General features: G+C 68.0%; 22 protein-coding genes and 1 riboswitch. Of the genes, 8 read left to right on the forward strand and 14 right to left on the reverse strand.

All coding sequences use genetic code 11. The features are described from left to right. Nucleotides 1-5: 5 nt before the first annotated feature. Nucleotides 6-1,130: a glycine cleavage system aminomethyltransferase GcvT gene (gene gcvT, locus L2U69_RS05430; RefSeq protein ID WP_268967220.1), complete on the reverse strand. Its 1,125-nt coding sequence runs from the start codon at nucleotides 1,128-1,130 to the stop codon at nucleotides 6-8. 173 nt (nucleotides 1,131-1,303) lie between these two features. Next, a riboswitch (glycine riboswitch) is annotated at nucleotides 1,304-1,402 on the reverse strand. A 172-nt stretch (nucleotides 1,403-1,574) separates the two neighbouring features. Here gcvT and L2U69_RS05435 point away from each other — a divergent pair. Continuing rightward, nucleotides 1,575-2,273 carry a tRNA-uridine aminocarboxypropyltransferase gene (locus L2U69_RS05435; RefSeq protein ID WP_236105529.1) on the forward strand — a complete coding sequence of 233 codons (699 nt, stop codon included), beginning with the start codon at nucleotides 1,575-1,577 and terminating at the stop codon, nucleotides 2,271-2,273. A 52-nt stretch (nucleotides 2,274-2,325) separates the two neighbouring features. Then, nucleotides 2,326-3,015, forward strand: a complete 690-nt coding sequence (locus L2U69_RS05440; RefSeq protein WP_236105530.1) for a class I SAM-dependent methyltransferase — start codon at nucleotides 2,326-2,328, stop codon at nucleotides 3,013-3,015. Between the two features lie 243 nt (nucleotides 3,016-3,258). Here L2U69_RS05440 and L2U69_RS05445 read toward each other — a convergent pair whose 3' ends face one another. Further along, nucleotides 3,259-4,623, reverse strand: coding sequence for a CoA transferase (locus L2U69_RS05445; RefSeq protein ID WP_236105531.1), 1,365 nt, complete (start codon nucleotides 4,621-4,623; stop codon nucleotides 3,259-3,261). Nucleotides 4,624-4,630: 7 nt separating this feature from the next. After that, a complete protein-coding gene (locus L2U69_RS05450) occupies nucleotides 4,631-5,416 on the reverse strand; it encodes an SDR family NAD(P)-dependent oxidoreductase (protein ID WP_236105532.1) in 786 nt (261 codons plus the stop codon). A gap of 84 nt (nucleotides 5,417-5,500) precedes the next feature. On the opposite strand from L2U69_RS05450, the gene L2U69_RS05455 reads away from it, so the two are divergent. Together L2U69_RS05455 and L2U69_RS05460 are read left to right on the forward strand one after the other, a co-directional pair. Continuing rightward, nucleotides 5,501-6,394: an alpha/beta hydrolase gene (locus tag L2U69_RS05455; RefSeq protein WP_236105533.1), complete on the forward strand. Its 894-nt coding sequence runs from the start codon at nucleotides 5,501-5,503 to the stop codon at nucleotides 6,392-6,394. Next, nucleotides 6,391-7,044 (forward strand): DsbA family oxidoreductase, encoded by a 654-nt coding sequence (locus L2U69_RS05460; protein WP_236105534.1) that lies wholly within the window; start codon nucleotides 6,391-6,393, stop codon nucleotides 7,042-7,044. Before L2U69_RS05455 ends, L2U69_RS05460 begins: the two co-directional genes overlap by 4 nt. 97 nt (nucleotides 7,045-7,141) lie before the next feature. On the opposite strand, the gene L2U69_RS05465 is transcribed toward L2U69_RS05460, so the two are convergent. The 4 genes from L2U69_RS05465 to L2U69_RS05480 are packed head-to-tail and all read right to left on the reverse strand — an operon-like array spanning nucleotide 7,142 to nucleotide 10,019. Further along, nucleotides 7,142-7,558: a hypothetical protein gene (locus L2U69_RS05465; RefSeq protein WP_236105535.1), complete on the reverse strand. Its 417-nt coding sequence runs from the start codon at nucleotides 7,556-7,558 to the stop codon at nucleotides 7,142-7,144. A gap of 25 nt (nucleotides 7,559-7,583) precedes the next feature. Continuing rightward, nucleotides 7,584-8,189, reverse strand: a complete 606-nt coding sequence (locus tag L2U69_RS05470; RefSeq protein WP_236105536.1) for a hypothetical protein — start codon at nucleotides 8,187-8,189, stop codon at nucleotides 7,584-7,586. Nucleotides 8,190-8,208: 19 nt separating this feature from the next. After that, on the reverse strand, nucleotides 8,209-9,327 hold the full coding sequence (locus L2U69_RS05475; protein WP_236105537.1) for a toxic anion resistance protein: 1,119 nt from the start codon (nucleotides 9,325-9,327) through the stop codon (nucleotides 8,209-8,211). Nucleotides 9,328-9,380: 53 nt separating this feature from the next. Next, nucleotides 9,381-10,019: a hypothetical protein gene (locus L2U69_RS05480; RefSeq protein ID WP_236105538.1), complete on the reverse strand. Its 639-nt coding sequence runs from the start codon at nucleotides 10,017-10,019 to the stop codon at nucleotides 9,381-9,383. Between the two features lie 120 nt (nucleotides 10,020-10,139). Between L2U69_RS05480 and L2U69_RS05485 the strand changes: the two genes are divergently transcribed. Then, complete coding sequence (locus L2U69_RS05485) at nucleotides 10,140-10,541, forward strand: PaaI family thioesterase (protein ID WP_236105539.1); 402 nt, start codon at nucleotides 10,140-10,142, stop codon at nucleotides 10,539-10,541. A gap of 8 nt (nucleotides 10,542-10,549) precedes the next feature. Here the strand turns inward: L2U69_RS05485 and L2U69_RS05490 are convergent, their stop codons facing one another. Further along, nucleotides 10,550-10,732, reverse strand: a complete 183-nt coding sequence (locus tag L2U69_RS05490; protein WP_236105540.1) for a hypothetical protein — start codon at nucleotides 10,730-10,732, stop codon at nucleotides 10,550-10,552. Nucleotides 10,733-11,174: 442 nt separating this feature from the next. On the opposite strand from L2U69_RS05490, the gene trxC reads away from it, so the two are divergent. After that, the gene (trxC, locus tag L2U69_RS05495) at nucleotides 11,175-11,633 is read left to right on the forward strand and encodes a thioredoxin TrxC (RefSeq protein WP_236105541.1); all 459 of its coding nucleotides are present in this window, start codon (nucleotides 11,175-11,177) and stop codon (nucleotides 11,631-11,633) included. A gap of 14 nt (nucleotides 11,634-11,647) precedes the next feature. On the opposite strand, the gene nikR is transcribed toward trxC, so the two are convergent. Then, complete coding sequence (gene nikR, locus L2U69_RS05500; protein WP_236105542.1) at nucleotides 11,648-12,103, reverse strand: nickel-responsive transcriptional regulator NikR; 456 nt, start codon at nucleotides 12,101-12,103, stop codon at nucleotides 11,648-11,650. A gap of 136 nt (nucleotides 12,104-12,239) precedes the next feature. Here nikR and L2U69_RS05505 point away from each other — a divergent pair, with 136 nt between their 5' ends. Continuing rightward, nucleotides 12,240-12,677 (forward strand): hypothetical protein, encoded by a 438-nt coding sequence (locus tag L2U69_RS05505; RefSeq protein WP_236105543.1) that lies wholly within the window; start codon nucleotides 12,240-12,242, stop codon nucleotides 12,675-12,677. Between the two features lie 140 nt (nucleotides 12,678-12,817). Beyond that, a complete protein-coding gene (locus tag L2U69_RS05510; protein ID WP_236105550.1) occupies nucleotides 12,818-14,230 on the forward strand; it encodes an undecaprenyl-phosphate glucose phosphotransferase in 1,413 nt (470 codons plus the stop codon). A 27-nt stretch (nucleotides 14,231-14,257) separates the two neighbouring features. Here the strand turns inward: L2U69_RS05510 and L2U69_RS05515 are convergent, their stop codons facing one another. The 5 genes from L2U69_RS05515 to L2U69_RS05535 are packed head-to-tail and all read right to left on the reverse strand — an operon-like array spanning nucleotide 14,258 to nucleotide 20,252. Beyond that, nucleotides 14,258-15,127, reverse strand: coding sequence for an FkbM family methyltransferase (locus L2U69_RS05515; RefSeq protein WP_236105552.1), 870 nt, complete (start codon nucleotides 15,125-15,127; stop codon nucleotides 14,258-14,260). 28 nt (nucleotides 15,128-15,155) lie between these two features. After that, nucleotides 15,156-16,547 carry a hypothetical protein gene (locus tag L2U69_RS05520; RefSeq protein WP_236105554.1) on the reverse strand — a complete coding sequence of 464 codons (1,392 nt, stop codon included), beginning with the start codon at nucleotides 16,545-16,547 and terminating at the stop codon, nucleotides 15,156-15,158. Further along, nucleotides 16,544-17,353, reverse strand: a complete 810-nt coding sequence (locus L2U69_RS05525; RefSeq protein WP_236105556.1) for a WecB/TagA/CpsF family glycosyltransferase — start codon at nucleotides 17,351-17,353, stop codon at nucleotides 16,544-16,546. The genes L2U69_RS05520 and L2U69_RS05525 overlap by 4 nt, the downstream gene beginning before the upstream one ends. Next, complete coding sequence (locus L2U69_RS05530) at nucleotides 17,350-18,114, reverse strand: polysaccharide biosynthesis/export family protein (RefSeq protein WP_236105557.1); 765 nt, start codon at nucleotides 18,112-18,114, stop codon at nucleotides 17,350-17,352. Before L2U69_RS05530 ends, L2U69_RS05525 begins: the two co-directional genes overlap by 4 nt. Next, the gene (locus tag L2U69_RS05535) at nucleotides 18,105-20,252 is read right to left on the reverse strand and encodes a GumC family protein (protein WP_236105559.1); all 2,148 of its coding nucleotides are present in this window, start codon (nucleotides 20,250-20,252) and stop codon (nucleotides 18,105-18,107) included. Before L2U69_RS05535 ends, L2U69_RS05530 begins: the two co-directional genes overlap by 10 nt. Between the last annotated feature and the right edge of the window lie 27 nt (nucleotides 20,253-20,279).

Below are 20,279 nucleotides of genomic sequence, written 5' to 3' on the forward strand. Positions count from 1 at the left end.
GTGTTTCAGGGCTTGGCGTAGCGATGCGGGGTGAAGGGAAGCGTGGCGACTTCGGCCGGCAGCGGCTTGCCCCGGACGAGAAGGTCGATCCTGGTGCCGGGCGCGGCATATGCGGGCGGGACATAGCCCATGGCGACCGGCCCTTCGACCGACGGCCCGAAGCCGCCCGAGGTGACGATGCCGATCTCGGGTCCGCCGTCGGGCGCGGCGATCGCCACGCCTTCCCGCGCCGGTGCCCGGCCGAGGGGACGGATGCCGACACGCTTGCGCGAAACGCCGTCCTTCAGCGCGGCGAGGACCCGGGCCGCGCCCGGAAAATCCGCCGCCGCGCGCCGGCGCTTCGGCACGGTCCAGGCGAGCGAGGCTTCGATCGGATCGGTCGTCGTGTCGATGTCGTGACCGTAGAGGCAGAGCCCGGCTTCGAGCCGCAGGCTGTCCCGCGCGCCGAGACCGATCGGCGACGCCCCCGCGCCGAGGAGCGCCCGGGCGAGGTCGACGGCGCGCCCGGCCGGCACCGAAATCTCGAAACCGTCCTCGCCGGTATAGCCGGAGCGCGAGAGGAGACAGGGCACGCCCGCGATCTCGACCGGCGCCGCCGTCATGAAGGTGAGGTCGAGGGCGGCGGGGCCGAGCCCCCGCATGATCGCCGCCGCCCCCGGCCCCTGCAGGGCGAGAAGGGCGCGATCGTCGAGCCGGGTGAGCGTCGCCCGGCCCGCCAGCCTTTCGGCGATATGGGCGAAGTCCTGATCCTTGCAGGCGGCATTGACGACCAGGAACAGGCGGCTGCCGTCCGTATCGTCCACCGGCCGCGTCACCATCAGATCGTCCAGAATGCCGCCGTCTTCCGCCATCAGGAGGGTGTAGCGGATCTGCCCCGGTTTCAGCCCCGCGATGTCGCCGGGCACCAGGGTCTCGAACAGGGCGGCGACGTCCGGGCCGTCCAGCCAGGCCTGGCCCATGTGGGAGACGTCGAACAGGCCGGCGCCGGCCCGCGTGGTCTTGTGTTCGGTCAGGATGCCGGCGGGATATTGCACCGGCATCTCATAGCCGGCGAAAGGCACCATCTTGCCGCCCAGTTCCAGATGCAGATCGTGGAGCGGCGTTCGCTTCAACTCGGTCCCAGGCGCCAAGAGCACTCTCCCCCTCAGAGACAATGGATGCCGGCCCGCAACGGTGGTCCCGTTCGGTGCCGCCCCCTCTGTCGGATGGACCTGAGAGATTGACCGGCGAAGACTTCACCGGCTTACCCCTTGGGTGAGGCGGGCGCCATATCGAACGCGCCCGGCCTGCTTTCCAGAGTGCCGTCTTCCCCGCGGTCCTTCTGCCTGAGAGTTTCCGGGGCGGTTGCTCCTTCGGCGCCGGGGCTGCCCGAGGGCGCCCCGATCTCTCCCACTGGGAATATGTGCATCGGGAATCCGGCAGACGCCCGACATGAACAGAAGGATACGGGCCGGCGCGAAACCGTCAACCGCCGACATGCTGCACGCGCACAATTTCCGGCCCCGTGTCGCAGCGGCACCGCCTGCAATATTCGCGTGAGTCCGCGCCCGGATTTCGGGCATGATCCCGCCACCATGACCGACGACATGAACGAAATTCCCCAGGCCGCCCCGGAAGAGGAAGCCTGCCCGCGCTGTGGCAAGGTGCCGAAGCTCTGCGTCTGCGAGGGCATCACGCCCATCGCCAACAAGGTGGAACTGCTGATCCTCCAGCACCCGCAGGAACAGGACAAGGCGCTGGGCACGGCGAAACTCGCCCTTCTCCATCTCGAGAAGGCGCATTTCCGCATCGGGCTTTCCTGGGCCAGCCTGTCGAAGGCCCTGGGACGCGAGGCCACGCCATCGAAATGGGCCGTGCTCTACCTCGGCTCGACCGAGGTCAAGACCCTGCCCAAGGACCGCGAGATCGTCGCCGTCGACGCCAAGGGCGTGCCGCTGGCCGACCAGTTCGATCCCCTCAAGGGCGTGCAGGGCGTCATCCTGCTGGACGGCACCTGGTCCCAGGCGAAGACGCTGTGGTGGCGGAACCCCTGGGTTCTGAAATGCCGGCGCTTCGTGCTCAACCCCGGCAAGCCCAGCGCCTACGGCAAACTGCGGAAGGAACCCCGCCGCGAAAGCCTCTCCACCCTCGAAGCCGCCGCCATGCTGCTCTCGCGCCTCGAGAAGAACCCGGCGATCGAGGACGCCATGCGCGCCAGCTTCGACAAGCTGCTGACCGCCTACAAGGCCGAGCAACCGAAGAAGGACTGGCGTAGGCGGCCGGGGCGGCGCTGAGATCAGGCGATACGTTCAAGACGTCCGGCGCGGAACGTGTCATTCCAAAGGCATGACCGATCCGCGTCCCCCGACCCCTCGCTTCACGCCGGCCCTCGGCTTTCGGAGCCTGACCGCCGCCTATGATCTCGCCATTGCCCTTGCCACGCGCGAAGGAATCTGGCGGCGCCGGATGCTGGCGGCCCTGACCGCGACACCGGGGCAGACCGTGGTCGATATCGGTGCCGGCACCGGCAGCTTCGCCCTGATGCTGGCGCGGCAGCGACCCGGCGTCCGCATCGTCGCCATCGACCCGGACCCGGCGGTTCGCGCCATCGCCGAACGGAAGTTCGCGCGGGCAGGCATCGCAATCGACTATGTCACGGCCGGCGGCGAGGACGCCCCGGCCGCGATCACGCCGGGCAGCATCGACTGGGTCACCATTTCCCTGGTCCTTCATCAATGCCCGCAGGCGGTGAAGCAGGCGATCCTCCACAATGCCTTCGCCCTGCTGCGGGAGGGTGGGCGGCTGCTGATTTCCGATTATGGCGTGCAGCGCGGCCCGCGGGCGCGCCTCGGTTTTCAACTGGTCCGCCTGCTCGACGGTTTCGAGAATACGCGGGCCAATATGGCGGGAATGCTTCCGACGATCATGAAGGCGGCGGGCTTCGCCGAGGTACGGGAGGAGATCGCGACACCGACGCCGAGCGGCGACATTTCACTCTATTCGGGCATGAAGGGCCGGCACCGGCGTGAAGGGTGAATTCCATTTCGGCGAAGGCTTCGCGGTCTATGTCGCGCCGCCGACGAAGGTCGGCCGCACCGCCATGCCGCCCATCGGATCGCCGTGGCGCGGGACGTTTCGATCAGCCTGAGCCGTGAGAGCATCCATCACGAAACGGCAATCGCCTTTCGCGCGGTCGCCGGTGACGCCAGTCCGAGCGCCATGTTCGGCATGTCGCCGGGCACCGCCGCCCGATTTCCGCGGACGTCCTGAGCCCCGCATTCACCAGCGGGCGGTATCGCCCCCAATCACGCGAGCAGGCAGGGGCGACCCCAGAACGACATTCTCCACGCCGAGCGGCATCGCCAGCCGCTTTGCCGGGCCCCACCCGGTTTCCTCGACGGCCGGACCGAAATCCCCCTCTCCCACCCGGTCGAACGCCGGGCCGACCTCTTCGACCGGATGCGCCAGCAGGAGATGCGCCGTGCGGGCCAGCGACAGGCGTGCCTGCATCGCCCGTCCCTCCCGCCGACGGGCCGCGAGCGCCGTCAGGGCGGCGAAAGCCATGAGATAGCCGGTCGCATGATCGAGAGCCTGGACCGGCAGCGGGAACGGGCGATCTTTGGCGTAGTGCCGCATGCCGGCGTCGGCGATGCCGGTGCTCATCTGCATCAGACTGTCGAAACCGCGCCGCCCGGCCCAGGGCCCGGTCCAGCCATAGGCATCCAGCGTCACCTCGATCAGGCCGGGGCGAAGGGCCCGGCGCGCCGCGGCACCGAAACCGAGACCGTCGAGTGCACCGGGGCGATAGCCGTGGACCAGCAGATCGGCCCCCGCCAGCAGGCGGGCGAAGATGGCCCGATCGCCCTCGTCGCGGAGATCGAGCCGGACGCTGCGCTTGCCCAGCATCACTTCGAGCAGGGCCGCCGGCTCGTCCCAATCGGGTGGGTCGATGCGCAGCACGTCGGCGCCGAGACAGGCGAGGAAACGGGTCGCCACCGGTCCCGCCAGCACCCGCGTCAGGTCGAGGATGCGGACCCCCGAAAGTGGCCGAACCGGATCGACCGGCCCCTCGGGCATGGTGGCAGGGCCTGTATCGCGCCAGTCGATCAGGGGTTCCGCCGCCACGGCCTTGCCCTGCGGGCTTGCCGCCCAATCCGCCGGCGTTCGCATCGCCGCCGCGCAGCCGCCGGCCGCGACCACCGCCGTCTCGATTTCGGCCGCCGACCGGCGCGCGACCACGCGGGCCACAGCGTCCCTGTCGGCCCCGACCCCCAGCACGCCGAGGGCGGCGCGGCGGTGGTGGGGCGCGTTGGTATGGAGCCGGATCCAGCCGTCCGCCGCCCGATAGTCGCCCGCCACCGCGTCCCAGATGGGCGGCGGATCCCAGCCGAGCGGGAACAGCGACGCCTGGAACCAGAAGGAGGCCAGGCGCCGGTCGACCGTCACGGCCCGGGCCGCGCCGTCGAAGGCCGCCAGATAGTCGGCCACCCCGACCCCGGCCGCCGCCACCGACGCCGCCGCCAGATCGCTGACGGCAAAGGCCGAGGGCAATTCGCCGCGGCCGGCGAAGGTCACGGTTGCCTGGGGGCCCAGAATCTCGGTCAGGATCCGTCGGCTGCCCTGAAAGGTGGCGCTGTCGTCCATGATGTCCTCACATCAGCAATTGACCGTCGTCGACATTCACGATGGCGCCGGTCATGAAGCCGGATCGGGGATCGAGCATCAGGGAAATGATGCCGTCCAGATCCTCCACCTTGCCGACGCGGGCGCGGGGGAAGCGGGCGATGGATTTCTGGCCGGCTTCGGTCCTGAAGAATTCGCTGTTGATCTCGGTCTCAATATAGCCGGGACAGATGGCGTTCACATTGATGCCGTGGCGCGCCCATTCGATTGCCATGGTGCGCGTCATCTGCACCACCGCCGCCTTGGAGATGCAGTAGATCGACAGTTTCGGCAGCACGCGCAGCCCGGCGATGGAGGCGATGTTGACGATGCGTCCCTCGGTCTTTCGCTCGATGAAGCGGCGCGCCGCCGCCTGGGCCATGAAGTAGACCGCCTTCACGTTGGTGTTCATGATCCAGTCGTAATTCTCGACCGTCTCCTTCTCGATCGAGGTACCGCCGCCCACGCCCGAATTATTGACCAGACCGTAGAGCGGACCGAGGGCGCTTTCCGCCGCGTCGAGCGCCGGGGCGATGGCCGGAAGATCGGTAACGTCGAGCGGCACGGCGAAAGCCTCGATCCCCTTCGTCTTCAGGTCGGCCACCAGGGCGTCGAGCCGTTCGACGCGCCGGCCCGCGACCGAGACCCTGGCGCCCAGCCCGCCGAGGACATGGGCGAAACGATTGCCGAAACCCGACGTGGCCCCGGTGATGAAGATGTGGCGGCCCGAAAGCGGCTTATCGGAAAGCGGTTGGCCCTGCGTGGAATCAGTCATGTCTCCCCCCTGTTGTTGTGGCTTGCCGCCCGGCATAGCAAAGGCGACCATGCGCCCCAACGATAAAAGAAGGGAGAGAAACGAATGAGTCTCGAGGAATTGGCCGCCGTGCGCGCGGCGCTGGATGCCGCCCCGGACCGCACCGAGATGACGGTCGACGAGATCCGCGCCTTCTACGAGATGATCGCGCCGCCGGTGGCGGCCGACGACACGACCACGGTGGAGACGCTGGAGATCGCGGGCCGCGCGGCGGAATTCTCCGTGCCGCCGGGCGCCGATACCGGCGCGGCCATCCTCTATTTCCACGGCGGGGGCTATGCCATCGGCTCCCTCAACACCCATCGCGGCCTGGCGCGCGGCCTCGCCAAGGCAGCCCGGGTGGCGGCGCTGGCGATCGACTATCGTCTCGCACCCGAGAACCCTTTCCCGGCGGCGGTGGAGGATGCGGTCGCGGCCTATCGCCACCTGATCGCCATGGGCATTTCGCCCGCGCGCATCGCCTTCGCCGGGGATTCGGCAGGCGGCGGTCTGACCGTCGCGGCCATGCTGGCGGCCAGGGCGGCCGGCCTGCCCCTGCCCGGCGCCGGCTTCTGCATCTCGCCCTGGGTCGATCTCGCCAATGCCCTGCCCACGATCACGGGCAAGGAAGCGGAAGATCCCATCATCTCGAAGGAGGTGCTGGACAATTTCACCGCCCTCTATCTGGGCGGGCGCGACACGGCCGATCCCCTCGCCTCGCCCCTTCTCGGCGATCTTTCGGGCCTGCCGCCCATGCTGATTCATGTCGGCTCGGCCGAATGCCTGCTGGACGACGCGGTGCGTCTTGCGGGTAAGCTCGGGGCGGCGGGGGTCGAGGCGCGGCTGGAAGTCTGGCCGGCCATGATCCACGTCTGGCATTTCTTCGCGCCCATGCTGTCGGAAGGCCGCGACGCCATCGACAATGCCGGGCGCTGGATCGGGGAAAGGTTGCGACCATGAACCAGCCCATTTCGATCGAAATCGTCTCGGACGCCGTCTGCCCCTGGTGCTGGATCGGCAAGCGCCGGCTGGACCGGGCCATGGCGGCCCTGCCCGACATCGCGGTGGAACGCCTGTGGCGCCCCTTCATGCTGAACCCGGACATGCCGGCGGAAGGCATGCCGCGCGACGATTATCTGACCGCCAAATTCGGGGCGGAGAAACTGCCGCGCCTCTACGAGCCCCTGAAGGCGATCGGACAGGAAGAAGACCTGCCCTTCGATTTCGCCGCGATCGAGACCATGCCGTCCAGCCTGAACGCCCATCGCCTGACGCGCTGGGCCCATAGCGCGGGCGTCCAGGCCGACCTCGTCGAAATCCTGTTCCGCCGCTATTTCGCCGAGGGCGAGAACATCGGCGACGACGCCTCCCTGCTCGCCGCCGCCGACGAAGTCGGCATGGACATGGAGATCGTCGGCCAGCTCCTCGCCGGCGACGCCGACGTCGAGCGCATCCGGCGCGAGGATGCGCTGGCCCGCCAGATCGGCATCTCGGGCGTTCCCACCTTCATCATCCAGGGCAAATGGGCCCTGGTCGGCGCCCAGCCCGCCGAACAATGGGCCGAAATCCTCACCCGCGTCGCGGCGGGGGAGGATCTGGCGGGCGGCTGATAGCGGGCCGACACCGGCGTCTTCGGATCGAGACGGCTCCGGGCCGGCGGGCTGTCGCGCTTCGCTTCACCCGTCCAGGCACAAGGTCCGGGCGGCGTCAGGGCTTGCGGGTCCAGTCCTCGGTGCCGGCGACGTCGGCGCCGAAGGGGGCCCAGCGGCCCTTCAGGCCGCCGTCGGGCATGACGATATAGACCGCGATGGCGCTTTCCTTGGTTTCCGGGTCCTGCCAGGTGACCGCCAGCGTATCGCCCAGGCGGAGCCCGACGCCGAGCGACTTCTGGCCGCCGCTGGTCCATTCCAGGTGATAGACCTCGCCCACCAGCTTCACGCTGATCTCGGCGCCATAGGTGCCGCTTTCGCCCGGGTTCTGGCCGCGCACCGTATAGTCGCCGGTGGCGTCGAAATCGAGGGCGCGGGCTGCCGGCATGGCGGCCGCGAGGCTCAGCGCGATGCCGGCCGCGAGGGCCACGAGGCGGCGTTTGGGCCTGTTCCTGGTTTTGGATCCGGCGATCATCTCTCTCTCCCCTTGAAGGCCACGTTCAATCGTGGCCGCGTTCCTGGTCCAGACTGCGTTCGAGCACCACGAGGTCGAGTTCCAGCCGGGACAATTCGGCCGCCGCCGCCGAATCGGCATGGGCGGCGAATGCGGCGGCCACCTCGTCCAGCATCGCGCAGATTTTGGCAAGAGCAGGGTGGCGTGCCCCTTTCAAATCCCGCAGCCGCGCATCGTGTTCCGCGATGCGCAGCGCGAGGTCGAGCCAGAAGGTCAGCAGCCGGCGCGACTCCATGGCCCGCTCGGGATGCGGTTCGAGATCGGCGACCAGCAGCGCGGCGGCCCTCACCACCGTCTCGATCCGCTGCGCGACCATGGGCACCGCGGCGAAACCCAGGGCTTCGAGGCGGCGCAGCCGTTCCGTCGCCGAGACCAGGAGGTCATGGGCCGCCGTGCCGCTCTCAACGGCCGAGGGCGCGAGGGCGCGCCAGATCAGGCGTATGGCGCCGTAAGCCCCGCCCGCCGCGAGCAGCGCGAGCGGGACGCCGGCGTCGATCCCCAGATGGAACAGCAGGAAGGCGAGACCGCCGGCCGTGCCGGCGAGAACATGGCCGCCGGCGGTGCTGGCAAGAACGTGACCGAGACGCGTCATGACACCCCGAACCGCCCGCTCACGCCTTGGTCAGCCGGGCTTTCAGCTCGGTCTCGATCCGGGCGAGCTGGCCTTCCGCCGCCTGGCGCTTGCGCCGCCCCTCGGCCTGGATGCGCAGCACGTCGTCGATGGTGGCGATGAGATCCCTATTCACCTCCTGCAGGGTCTCGACGTCGACCAGGCCGCGCTCCGTCTCCTCGGCGATGCCGACGGTGCCTTCCTTCAGCATGCGGGCGTTCTTCCGCAGCATCTCGTTGGTGGTGTCGGTCACCGCGCGCTGGAGTTCCAGGGCGCCCCGGGCCCGCGCGATCGAAATGGCGATCACCATCTGGTTCTTCCAGATCGGGATGGTGTTCAGGATGGAGGACTGGATCTTCTCGACCAGGACCGTGTCGTTCGACTGGATCAGGCGAATCTGCGGCATGGTCTGCAGGGTGATGGTCTTCGACAGGCGCAGGTCGTGGAGCTTCTTCTCGAAGCGGTCGAGGGCCTGGCGCGCATCGCGCAGCTTCTGGGCATTGATCTGCGCCAGGGTCGGATCCGGATCGGCGGCGGCGGCCGAAAGCGCCGGCAGCAGGCTGTCGCGGGTTTCCGCCAGCACTTCCTCCCCCGCCCTGATGTGCAGGTTGAGGAACCTGAAATTCTCGAGGTTCCGTTCGAACAGCATGTCGAGCATGACGACGTCGCGCATCAGCCCGTCCTTCGCTTCCTCCAGCTTCAGGACGATGCGGTCGATCTGGCCCGAGACCGCCTCGTACCGCCCGAGGAACTTGCCGATCTCCGCCTTGGCGGAGCCGAACAGGCGGTCGAGGAAGCCGGGCTTCCGCGACAGGGCTTCGGCGTCCAGCCCCCTCACCTTCATGAGAAGATCGGACAGGGTCTCGCCCACCATGCCCGAATCCTTGGCCATCACCGTTTTCAGGATACCGTCTGCGAAATCGGCGATGCCGTTCTGGACTTTGTTGCCGAACTGGAGCACGGCGGCACTGTCGGTCAGGTCGAGAGACGCCTTGATGCCCGCGACCGTCGCCGCCTCGCCGGGATCGAGGGCCGCGTCGGGCGATGTGCTCGCCGCCAGCGCGGCCTCGGCCTTCTCGATCACTTCGGACGTCTTTCTTCCCGGCGCCGGATCGGACATGCGCACTCTCCCTCGACTGACCCCGCCATCATGCGGGCGCGTCCGGCCGCAACTCAAGCGGCGGCGAAACGGGACGGTCCGTCCGGCCCGGTCGGCCGCCCATCCTCGGCGGCAAGGCCGGCGTCGACCAGCAGGCGGAGGAAACGGGCGAAATGGCGCGCGGCCGAGGGGCGATGGGCGCCTTCCAGCCAATTCTGCTCGAGGAAGGCGAGGATCCCCGGCTGGCCCAATTCGACTTCCCACAGCACTCCGAGCAGGGAAGCCAGGGTCTCTTCCCTCTCGCGGGTGGCGAAATCGGTGCTGGCGGCGGCGTCCGCCTCGGCCACGCGGCCGGTCTCGGGCCCGGCACCCAGGCCGAAGTCTAGGGTATGGCGGCGTTCCGGCGGCGCGACCAGATAATGGGTCACTTCATGGACGATCACGCTCGCCTCCGAGCGGGCGCGGAGCACGCGACCGTCCCAGGAGAAGGCGGCCTGGGGTTCCTCGTCCAGGGTCTCGATCCCGAAGGCATGGGCAAGGCCGACCGCCTGGGCCCGGTGTTCCGGCGTATCGACGCCCGCGACGATCGACGCGGCACTTTCGATGATGCGCGCGAAAGCCGCGCGGGCCCAGGGCGCCTCACGCGCGAGATGGGCATCGAAGGCGGCGGCCAGCGCCGGCACCTGGCCCGGATCGACTTCGGTCAGAATCATGCTGCGTGCTTATGCCATGGCGCCATGCAAGTGCAAGTCTGGTCGCCGTCGCAGTCGCCGCCTATCTTGTCGCGGCACAGAATGACGGGAGGAACCATGGCGCTGCCGGCCCAAGCCGTAATGACCACGGAAGAAGTTCAAAGCTTTCTCGACAAGGTCTTCGAACAGGCGATGCACATCAGGATCGAGGCGATCGGCCCCGGCACCTCGCGCTGCCGCCTGCCCTTCGACGCGCGCCACTTGCGCCCGGGCGGCACCGTGTCGGGCCCGTCCATGTTCCAGCTCGCGGATTGCGCGCTCTATGCCATGATTCTCGGCACCCTCGGTCCCGTGGCGCTGGCGGTGACGACCAATCTGAACATCAACTTCCTGCGCAAGCCCGGCCCCCGCGACCTCTTCGGCGAATGCCGGTCGCTGAAGTTCGGCAGCCGCCTGGTGGTGGGTGAAGTCGCGCTCTATTCCGACGGCGACCCCGAAATGGTCGCCCATGCGACCGGAACCTATTCGATCCCGCCGCGCTGAATTCGGGATCAGCGGAACAACCGCAGCAGGGCCCAGGCCCCGACCACGATACCGGCGATGACCACGATGCCCTCGGTGGTCTGGGCCTGGTCAACACCGTATTTGAAGAGGCCGTAGAAGTCCGGCACGTCGAGCGCATGGACCTGGATACGGCTGGTCAGGGCGGCAAGAAATTCAATGCTCTGCGCCATCGTCGGCTCCCGATTCCCGAGCACGCGGCCAAGGGTAATAGGCCCTTCCGCAATGCGCCAGCGGTTGTTCTCCCATTCGCCGAGGGCGAGGATTCCCCTGCGTCAACTTTGCTCATACCAAGGTCGAATGGCATCCAAAGAAGAATCGGCTTCATATGCGGGCACGCCGATGGGCGAAGCGATCTCTCCTCCGCTTGCTTAGTCGGAATGGCCGCAGCGCAACGTCTGGTGGTGCCCGCCCGGTTCAACCACGGGTTTCCGTCAGGACGCGGCCTCACTCGATAGCCCGCCGTTCACCCTGGCCCTCGAACGGCGGGCTTTTTTTTGGCGGTTATGTACTTTGCAAACTGGCCGCCCCTCGCGCCGCGCATTCCACATCCCATATATGGACTAAACCGATCCCGCCCGCCGGCGTGCCGCGCCGGTCCCTTGGAGATGCGCCATGCCCGCCGCCCGTGCCGCCGACCGGCTCACCGTCTGTCCCCATTGCGCCACCGTCAACCGCCTGCCGAGCGACAGGCCGGCCGCCGAGGGCCGCTGCGGCCATTGCAAGGGCGCGCTGTTCGACGGCCATCCGGCGGATGTCGCCGGCGCCGCCTTCGAACGCCACTTGGCGCGCAGCGCCCATCCGGTGGTGGTCGACGTCTGGGCGCCCTGGTGCGGGCCGTGCCGCATGATGGCGCCGGCCTTCGAGGCGGCGGCGCGCGAACTCGAACCCGAGGTCCGCCTGATCAAGCTGAACAGCGAGGCGGAGCCGGAAATCGCCGGCCGCCTCGGCATCCGCAGCATTCCGACCATGATGATCTTCGCCGGCGGCAAGCGCGTGGCCCAGGTTTCCGGCGCCATGTCGGCCGATCAGATCGTCGCCTGGATCCGGCGCGAGGCCGCCCGCGCCGCCTGAGCCGACGGCCGCCGTCAGTCGTGGTGGTGCTGGGCGGGCGCCGACGCCTCCGCCTCGTCCAGGGGCACCACCACCAGGCGGCCGTGGCGCACGCCGCGCTCCGCCGTCAGGTGGTCGGCGAAATGGCGGATTTCGCCCGCCTTGCCGCGCAGCAGAGCGACCTCCAGGCATTGATCGCTGTTCAGATGGACATGGGTCGTCGCCAGCGACATGTCGTGGTGATCGTGATGGGCATGGGTCAGGCGGTTGGCGAGGTCCCGGCGGTCGTGATCGAAGACATAGACCAGGGCGGCGACGCAGGCGCGATCCCCGTCCGCCGCCGGTCCGGCCGCGCCCTCGCTGCTTTCGGCGAGGCCGGCGCGCAGGAGGTCGCGCACCGCTTCCGAGCGGGTGGCATATTGCCGCGTCGACATGAAGCGGTCGATTTCTTCGATCAGGCCGTCGTCGAGCGTGATCGTGACACGTTGCATCGGCTGCGCCTCCGGCTCTCGCCCGCGGGAACATCGGGCAGGACGACAGACTAGGGGGCCGCCGGGCCGCCGTCGAGAGACCCCATCCCGAGAGACCCTGCTTCTGGCGGCCGCCGCTTTGTGGCAGGATCGCGCCATGGCCCGCCCCGTCCCCCTACCGCCTGTCGACAGGATGCGCCGCCGCCGGCGCACATGGGGCGTCGCCCTGCTGCTGTTCGGTGCCCTCGTCGCCCGGCCCGCCGCCGCCCAGTATCAGGAACGGCCGGAAGACGGCGAGGCGCGGGCGCGCTACAATCTCGAGCCGCCGGTCGACCCCCTGGCCAATCTGCGCGCCTATTGTCGCGACCGCGTGCCCAACGGGTGGTGGTGCGATGACCCGGTGCGTCTCAGCTATGGCTTCCGCCTCCTGGTGACCATTCCCGAGGGATGGCGGGGCAACCCGTCGGGTGCCATGCTGGATTTCTGCCCCCAGCGCAGCGACCCCGTGTGGAAGGATGTCCCCCGCATCGAATTCCAGTCGCGCAACGGCAAGACCAAGCACCTGGGCGCGCCGATCACCTGCTGGCCCCCGTGATATGGCCCAATTCCCCGCTTTCGGGACCGATTCGGCCGCGCCGGTGCTTGACCGAATCCGTATAAGCGGGCCCACTTGGCCGAGAGCACAGGGGGTAGTCTCGGTATGATGTTTTGCGCGGCACGCAGGGGGCGTTGCCCATGATCGTCTGGACCCACGGTCTGATCAATCGCCTGGTCCGGCTCGGTGATCTCGTCGCGCTGACGGCGGCATCGGCATTCTCCTGGACCCTGGCCTGGCCCGAGCCGGTTCCCCTCAACATCCTCCAGAGCCTGTTCCTGCTCGCCCTGGTCCTGGCGCTGTTCAATCGCGCCGTCATGGAAATGAACGCCTATCGGGTGGAGCATTACCGCAACGCCGTCCGCACCATGGTGGAACCCCTGGTCGCGCTGGCGCTGTCGACACTGGCCGCCGCCTTCCTGATCGTCATCTTCATGCCGGCGGCCTTCGCGCAGCCGGCACCGTTCCTGGCCTGGGAAATGTGGATGGCGCTGTTCCTCTTCGGCCATCGCATGATCGCCCGCGTGCTGGTCGCCCGCGCCTTTCGCAACGCCCTCCTGCGCCGCCGGGTGGCGATCATCGGTGTCATCGACCGCACCAACGAGATGGTCCAGAGCCTGATCGACCCGAGCCAGCACAATACCTACGAACTGGTCGGCATCTACGACGACCGGGGCCCCGACCGCCGGCCCGAGACGGTGGCCGGCGTCGCGGTGACGGGCACGGTGGACGACCTGCGCGAGGCGGTACGCGACGGCCGGGTCGACATGGTGGTCATCGCCCTGCCCTGGACCGCCGCGATCCGCATCCAGCAGATGCTGGAACGCCTGCAGGGCTTTTCCGCCGACGTGCTCATCCCCTTCGAAGGCGACGATTTCCGCCTGAACTTCTCGAACGTCGTGCGCGTCGCGGGCATGCCCTCCCTTCAGGTCGCGCATCGGCCGCTGAAGGGCAGCCAGGGGCTTCTCAAGATCGCCGAAGACAAGGCGGTCGCCGCCCTCGGCCTGCTGCTGGCGTCGCCCCTGCTGCTCGCGGTCGCGATCGCGATCAAGCTCGATTCGCCGGGGCCGGTGCTGTTCCGCCAGCCGCGCGTCGGCTTCAACAACAAGAATTTCGACTGCTTCAAGTTCCGTACCATGACCGTCGATCCCAATGACGACGGCACGCGCGGCACCACGCGGGACAATCCGCGCATCACCCGCATCGGCAAGTTCCTGCGCCGGTCCAGCATCGACGAACTGCCGCAGCTCATGAACGTGCTGCGCGGTGACATGTCGATCGTCGGCCCCCGGCCCCATGTGCCGAACATGCTGATCGGCAATCACACCTATCTCGAGGCCGTGCGCGAATACGCCTATCGCTGCCGTGTGAAGCCGGGGATTACGGGCTGGGCCCAGATCAACGGCGGGCGCGGCACCATCACCACGGTCGACAAGGCGAAGCGGGTCGTCGCCTACGACATCTTCTACATCGAGAACTGGTCGCTCTGGCTCGACATCAAGATCATGGTGCGCACCCTGGTCGCCGGCATGTTCGGCAAGGACGCCTACTGACCGGGCCCATCCTGCCGCGGCCCGGGATCAGGGGCGGCGCGGCAATTGGCCCTGCGGATGGACGGCGACCAGATTGCCCCAGGCGTCGGGCAGGCTGTCCACCTTGTCGAGGCGGCCATCCATGGTCCAGCGGAAGATCTCGTAACCCAGCGCGACCAGGGCGCCGAAGGCATCGTCGGTGGCATCGCCCTTGCGCTCGAGCAGGCTGGTGTTGATCTCGAACAGGACGATCGGCTTGAAGCGTTCGATGGTCTGCCGGCCGCCGGCGATCAGCATCGGCTCCGCCCCCTCGACGTCCATCTTGACGCAGGCGAGGCTCTGGAAGCCGAATTCGGCCGCCACCGCGTCGAGCGTGGTCAGCGCCACCTTCTCGCTCTCGGTGTCCGAACCGTCGGTCAGCAGGGAGAAGGCCTGGGGATCATTGCCGATCTCGATGTGGTGCAGCACCGCCTCGCCCTCGCTGTCGGAAAGCGCCTTCTTCAGCGGCCGCACCTGGGTGAATTCGGGGTTCAGCGCCAGATTGGCGGTGAGCGCGGCAAAGGCCACGGCGCCCGGCTCCACCGCGACGACGATGCCCTGCTGCCCGACCAGGGGCGCGCCGCGCAGCGTGTAGATGCCGATATTGGCGCCGGCGTCGACGAACGTGTCGCCCGGGCCGAGCAGGCGGTCGAGGAAATGGAGCTCCGGCTCCGTCCAGTCGCGCATCAGGAAGGCCGAGACCGAGGTATAGCGCAGATCCGGCGGCACCCGCAGCCGGCCGCCGCCGGGTGCGATGCGAAATACCGGGCTCTTGCGGAACAGCACGCAGAAGAACCAAACGCCGGCCCGGAACAGGGTGCCCAACGGATCGGCGCGGAACCCCGGATGGGTCAGCAGCTTCCTGATGCGACGAAGCATGATCTCTCCTTGCGGTCCATGGACCCGGTCAGGTCGGCTGCGGCACCGTCCGGCGCGCCTGATCCCGGCGCAACTGGTCCTGGCGCAGCTGGTCCTGGCGCAGCCTGTAGAGGTAGATGGACAGGGCGGTGGCCGTCGCCGGCTCGCCCGGTGTGAACATGATCGAATAGACGACGGTGATGAGGATACAGTAAAGGACCATGTCGTGGAGCGCGAGGAGCAGCGGATCGCCCGTGCCGGCGTTCTTGTGGGTCACCCGCAGCGAGACCACGGAGGTCGCGATGATCAGCGCCGAGCCGATGGCGCCATATTCGAACAGCACGCCCGGCCAGCCCAGGTCCGCCAGATAGAAGTGCTTGTAACCGAAGAGGTCGAACATGGTCACGGTGCTGAAGCGCGTGATCGAGCCGATGCCGAAGATGAGGCGCAGGGGATCGGCGATCAGATAGTCGACCGCGAGCGCCATGGAATTCTGCCGCACCGTCAGCGAACCGCCGAAGGTATTGGTGAAGCCCTCGGTCAGGGCGCCGGAGACGATGACGAAGACGAGGGTCGCGGCAAGCGCGAGCCCTGTGGTCCAGGCGAGGCCGCGCAACCCCTTCGGCAGGCCCCCGACCACGCCGAGCCCCATGACCAGGAAGGCGCAGCCGATCGCCGTGCGCTGCTTGAAGATCCAGACGTCGAGCAGCAGGCAGGCGAAGGCGACCCCCAGCAGCCAGCGCCGGCGCGCGTGGGCCATGGCATAGCGCACGCAGAGGAACAGGAACATGTTGCCGAAGAACATCGGCATGAAGATGCGGAATCCCCGCTCCTCGTCGAGGACGAAGAGCTTGCTCGAGATCATGTCGTTGGCGTACCAGCCGGCCGGCACCACGAGCCAGAGCAGCAGCATGATCACGAAGGTGGCGATGCCGAGACCGAAGAGCAGCCGCTCCACCGTGGCGCGCGACGGCCGCAGCAGGAGAAGCAGCGCCGAGAACGAGAAATAATAGGTCATCGGCAGGGCCTTGGCGGTGGTCGCCAGGGCATCGAACACGCCGTTGCCGAGATTGATCATGGAGAGCAGCGGCGTCACCGCCAGCACATAGGCCAGCATGAAAAGGAACAGCGGCGTCGCCGGCAGGCGCGCCCTCGAGAGCGCGATCAGGACCAGCGGCGCGGTCAGCCCCGGCCAGCCCTTGGACAGGAAATAGAGCGGCGCCACGTCGAAGATGTAGTGGAAGGTCTGCCCGAACATGGGCAGCACCACGAGCAGCACCAGGGTCTTGCCCAGACTGTCCACCGCCGCGCGCGGGCCCTCCAGGGTCCCGGGAATCGGGATTTCGGGCGTTTCCATGTCGGGAGCGCGGGCCGGCTGTGCCCGGTGCGGCCGCAGGACGCGGCCGCGCCGATAGCCGTCCGGAACCGCGCGCTCGCTCATGCCCCCCGGCCGGGACCGTCGAGGGCGCGCACCGCGTGGCCGCGCAGGCCCAGCCGGGTCTTCACCGCGATCCACAGCATGGGCGCCGAATCATAGAAGATGCGGCGGATCTGGCGGCGCGGGTTGATGACAAGCCGGTGCAGCCATTCGAGGGTCAGGCGCTGCATCCAGAGCGGCGCCCGGTCGACGAGGCCGGTGGCGAAGTGGAGCGAACTGCCGATGCACAGCCCGGTGCCGACCGCCCCGCCCCGCTCCAGGGTCTCGAGCGCGATCAGTTCCGACTGCGGATAGCCGCAGGCGATGAAGACGTAGCGCGCCGGATGAGCGACGATGAAGTCGACGCAGGCGGCCCGCGCGCCGGGATCCTTCAGCAGCCCCATGGGCGGCTGGAACTGATGCAGGGCGGCAAAACGGAACTGGCGGCGCAGCTCCGTGGCGAGGACGTCGTCGCCGCCGATCACCGAGATCGTGTCGTCCGCGCCGATGTGGTGTTTCAGCAGGTCGACGGTCAGATCGCTGCCGCAGGTCACCGGCATGTCGCGGCGACCGAACAGCACGCTGCCGATCAGGCGCAGCACGCGGCTGTCGTTGGTGCGCAACCAGGCCTTCAGATGGGCCCGGCGCAGGCCCGGGATGACACCCCGGTCCATCCAGACGACATGCTGCGCGTTGGACGTGCTGACATAGGCGAAGGGAGCGTCCGGGGCCCGCGCCACGATGGCGGCGGCGCTTGCCGCCACGTCCAGCGGCATCAGGTTCAGGCCCAGGAAGTCGTAGGTCGGATAGGGCGTCGTATCGGTCGTCATAGGGGGGGCAATGTCCGGCCGGTACCCGTCGTGTAGGTACGGTTGATGGTGTAGTCGAAGCTGGGGTCGAGCGGCAGCACGTTGTCGATGTATTGCTCCACCCAATGGCCGACCTCGCCCGCCAGGCTGCGTGGCACGAAGATCACGTCCCCGGCGAAAACCTTGACGTCGTCGCGCGGATCGAGGCGCTGGATGAAATTCTGCAGGTCGACGGTACGCATCATCGGCTTGCCCTGGGGATCGCGGCGGATCAGGACGACTTCGTCCGCCCGCGCCTCTTCACGGAAACCGCCGGCATTGACCACGGCTTCCAGCATGCTGACCGGCCCGTAGATACCGTAGACCCCGGGCACCGACACCATACCGCCGATGAAGATGCGGGACGAGGCATACTTGGTGACCTGGACCGACACGATGGGTTCCGCCAGATAGCGTGCGGAGGCGACGCGGATCTTGTCCTCCGCCTCCTTCGGCGTCAGGCCGCCCACCTCGATCTGGCCCGTGGCGCGCAGGCCGACGTTGCCGTCGGGGCTGACCACCAGGGATTCGTCCATGTCGGGCGTGACAAGATATTTCACATCCAGCTCGTCGCCGGGGCCGATGCGATAGACCGGCTTGGCATCCACCCAGGGGGTGAACATGGCGGGCGCCTGCATGTCTTCCTGGATGTAGATCTCCTGGCCGGTGCAGCCGGCCAGCAGCCACAGGCCGGCCATAAGGACCGGCAGGGACGGGCGGCGGCGGAAGCGGATCAGAGCCATTTGTAGATCCTGGACGGAATGTGGAACCTGCGCCCCGTCATGACGAAGCCGAGAAGATCGCCGCCGGCGTCGAGCACCGCCTCCCGCGTCCAGGTCGCCGCCGGGCTGCGGGTGACTTCGGCCCGCATCATCAGAACCGTGGCATCGACCACGGCGGCGACCCGGCGGCCGGTATGGCTGCGTGCCAGGGTGGACGAGACGACCAGCACGATACCGAAATTGTCGCGCAGGTCGGCGATGTTTTCGACCGCTTCGCGCAGCGAACAGCGCATGTCGAACACGGCGCCGTGCAGGGGATCGATCAGGTGATAGACGCCGGGACGCCCCGGCACGGCGGCGAATTTATTGCCGCCCACCTCGCCTTCCGGCTCCACAGCGCCGCGCACGCCGAGACCGCGGGCGACCGTCGAACCATCCGACAGGTCGACCAGAAGGGCGCGCAGCCCGCGCCGGTCGGCGCATTCGGCGAGCAGCCCGGCGATCACGGCGATGTCGCCGTCGTCGGCGCTGATCGGCAGCATCTGCACGGTGTTCATGCCGCGGTCGCCGATCCGCGTGTCGAGGATCTGCGAGGCGAGGAAGCTGAGTTCCTCGTCCGAGGCGCGGTCGCCGGGCTTCGGCTTGCCCATCATGAAGCTGGCGAGCGCGGGCAGGTCGAGGCGCTTCTCCGCCTCGCTCGGCAGCAGGAAGACCTGGCGGTTCCAATTGGCGGCGAGCCCGCCCGCGAGGCCCATCATGATCGAGCCGAAGATGCTGGCGGCGAGGAAGCTCCAGGCCATGGTGGTGCCGGTCACGGGCACGTCCGGCAGTTCGACCACGCGGACGTTCGACGAGCGTTCCTGGGCCGCCTTCTCGTCCATCTTCACCGCCTCGGTGCGCAGCGCATATTCCTTGTAGATGTCTTCCTGAACGGTGCGCGAGCGTTCGAGCTGATGGAGGATGAGCTGGGCCTCGCGCAGCATGTCGATGCGCGCGATCGCCTCCTGGTGCAGGCGCTCCAGCTCGATGATCTGGTTGTTCAGCGCGTCGCGCTCCACCCGCAGTTCAAAGAGGCGCGACTGCATGTAGTCGAGGGTCGGGTTGCGAACCTCGCGCTGGGAGTAGTATTGCGGCGCCGCCTTGGCCGCGATCGAGGCCTTCAGCCGGTCGATCTTGTCCTGCACCAATTTGGTGCCCGGATAGTTGGGACCGTAGTTCTGCCGCAGGCTGAGCAGATCCTGCTCCAGCTTGGTCAGCAGGTTCTTGTCCTCGTCGTTGGTGATCTCGTTGGTGATCTCGCGGAAATCGAACAGTTTTTCCGGAAGCTGCGTGATGCGCTCCTGGGTCTGGTCCGCCTGGGTGCTGACGGTGGCCAGTCTTTCCTGTGCCTGGCGCTTTCGCTGCAGCAGGATGTCGGCCTGATTGACCGCCATGTTGATGTCCTGGTCGATGTCCAGGATGCCGTAGCGCTGCTTGGTGTCGCGGATCTGCTCGTCGATCTCCTGCAGGTCGGTGCTGAAGCGCGCCATTTCCTCGGTCAGGAGGGGCGAGCGCGGCACGTCGTAGACGCTGCGCCGGTGCTCCTGATAGGCGGTGATGACGGCGGTCGCCATTTCCGCCGACAGGCGGGGATCGACGTGGCGATAGGTGACGCGGACGATGCTGCTCTCCTCGCGCACCTCCGCCTTCAGATCCTTGCGCAGCAGTTCGACGGCGCGCTGCTGGCGCTCGTCCACCGGCACGGGCGGCAGCAGGCCGAACAGCCGGCGCTTGGCCACTTCCGGATAGAGAACCTCATAGCCGACCTTGCGCAGCGCGCGTTTCAGTACGCCGTCCGACATCACGATCTCGGCCTCGGACTGCACGAGATTCAGGCCCTCGACCGAGACCACGGCCGGCCCGGTGGTGCCGACGCCGTCGCTGCCGCTGTGCTCGCGCGAGACCAGGACGAGAAGAAGGCCGGTCGAATTATAGTATTTCTTGGCCGTGATCGCCGCGGCGCCGCCGATCAGCAGGGGCACGAGCGCGGCGACGACGATGGTGCGCCAACTGTAGAAGGCAAAGATCAGCAGGTCGCGCAGGGTATAGCCTGCGCGGACAGACGCCGTCGGCCCCGATCGCCCATCATGGCCCATGGTTGCCGCCGCTGCCGGCATCATTCCCCTGTCTTCAATGCGCTAGCCCAC

This window comes from Zavarzinia marina, from assembly GCF_021568905.1.
In the GTDB taxonomy this organism is placed as follows: Bacteria; Pseudomonadota; Alphaproteobacteria; order Zavarziniales; family Zavarziniaceae; genus Zavarzinia; species Zavarzinia marina.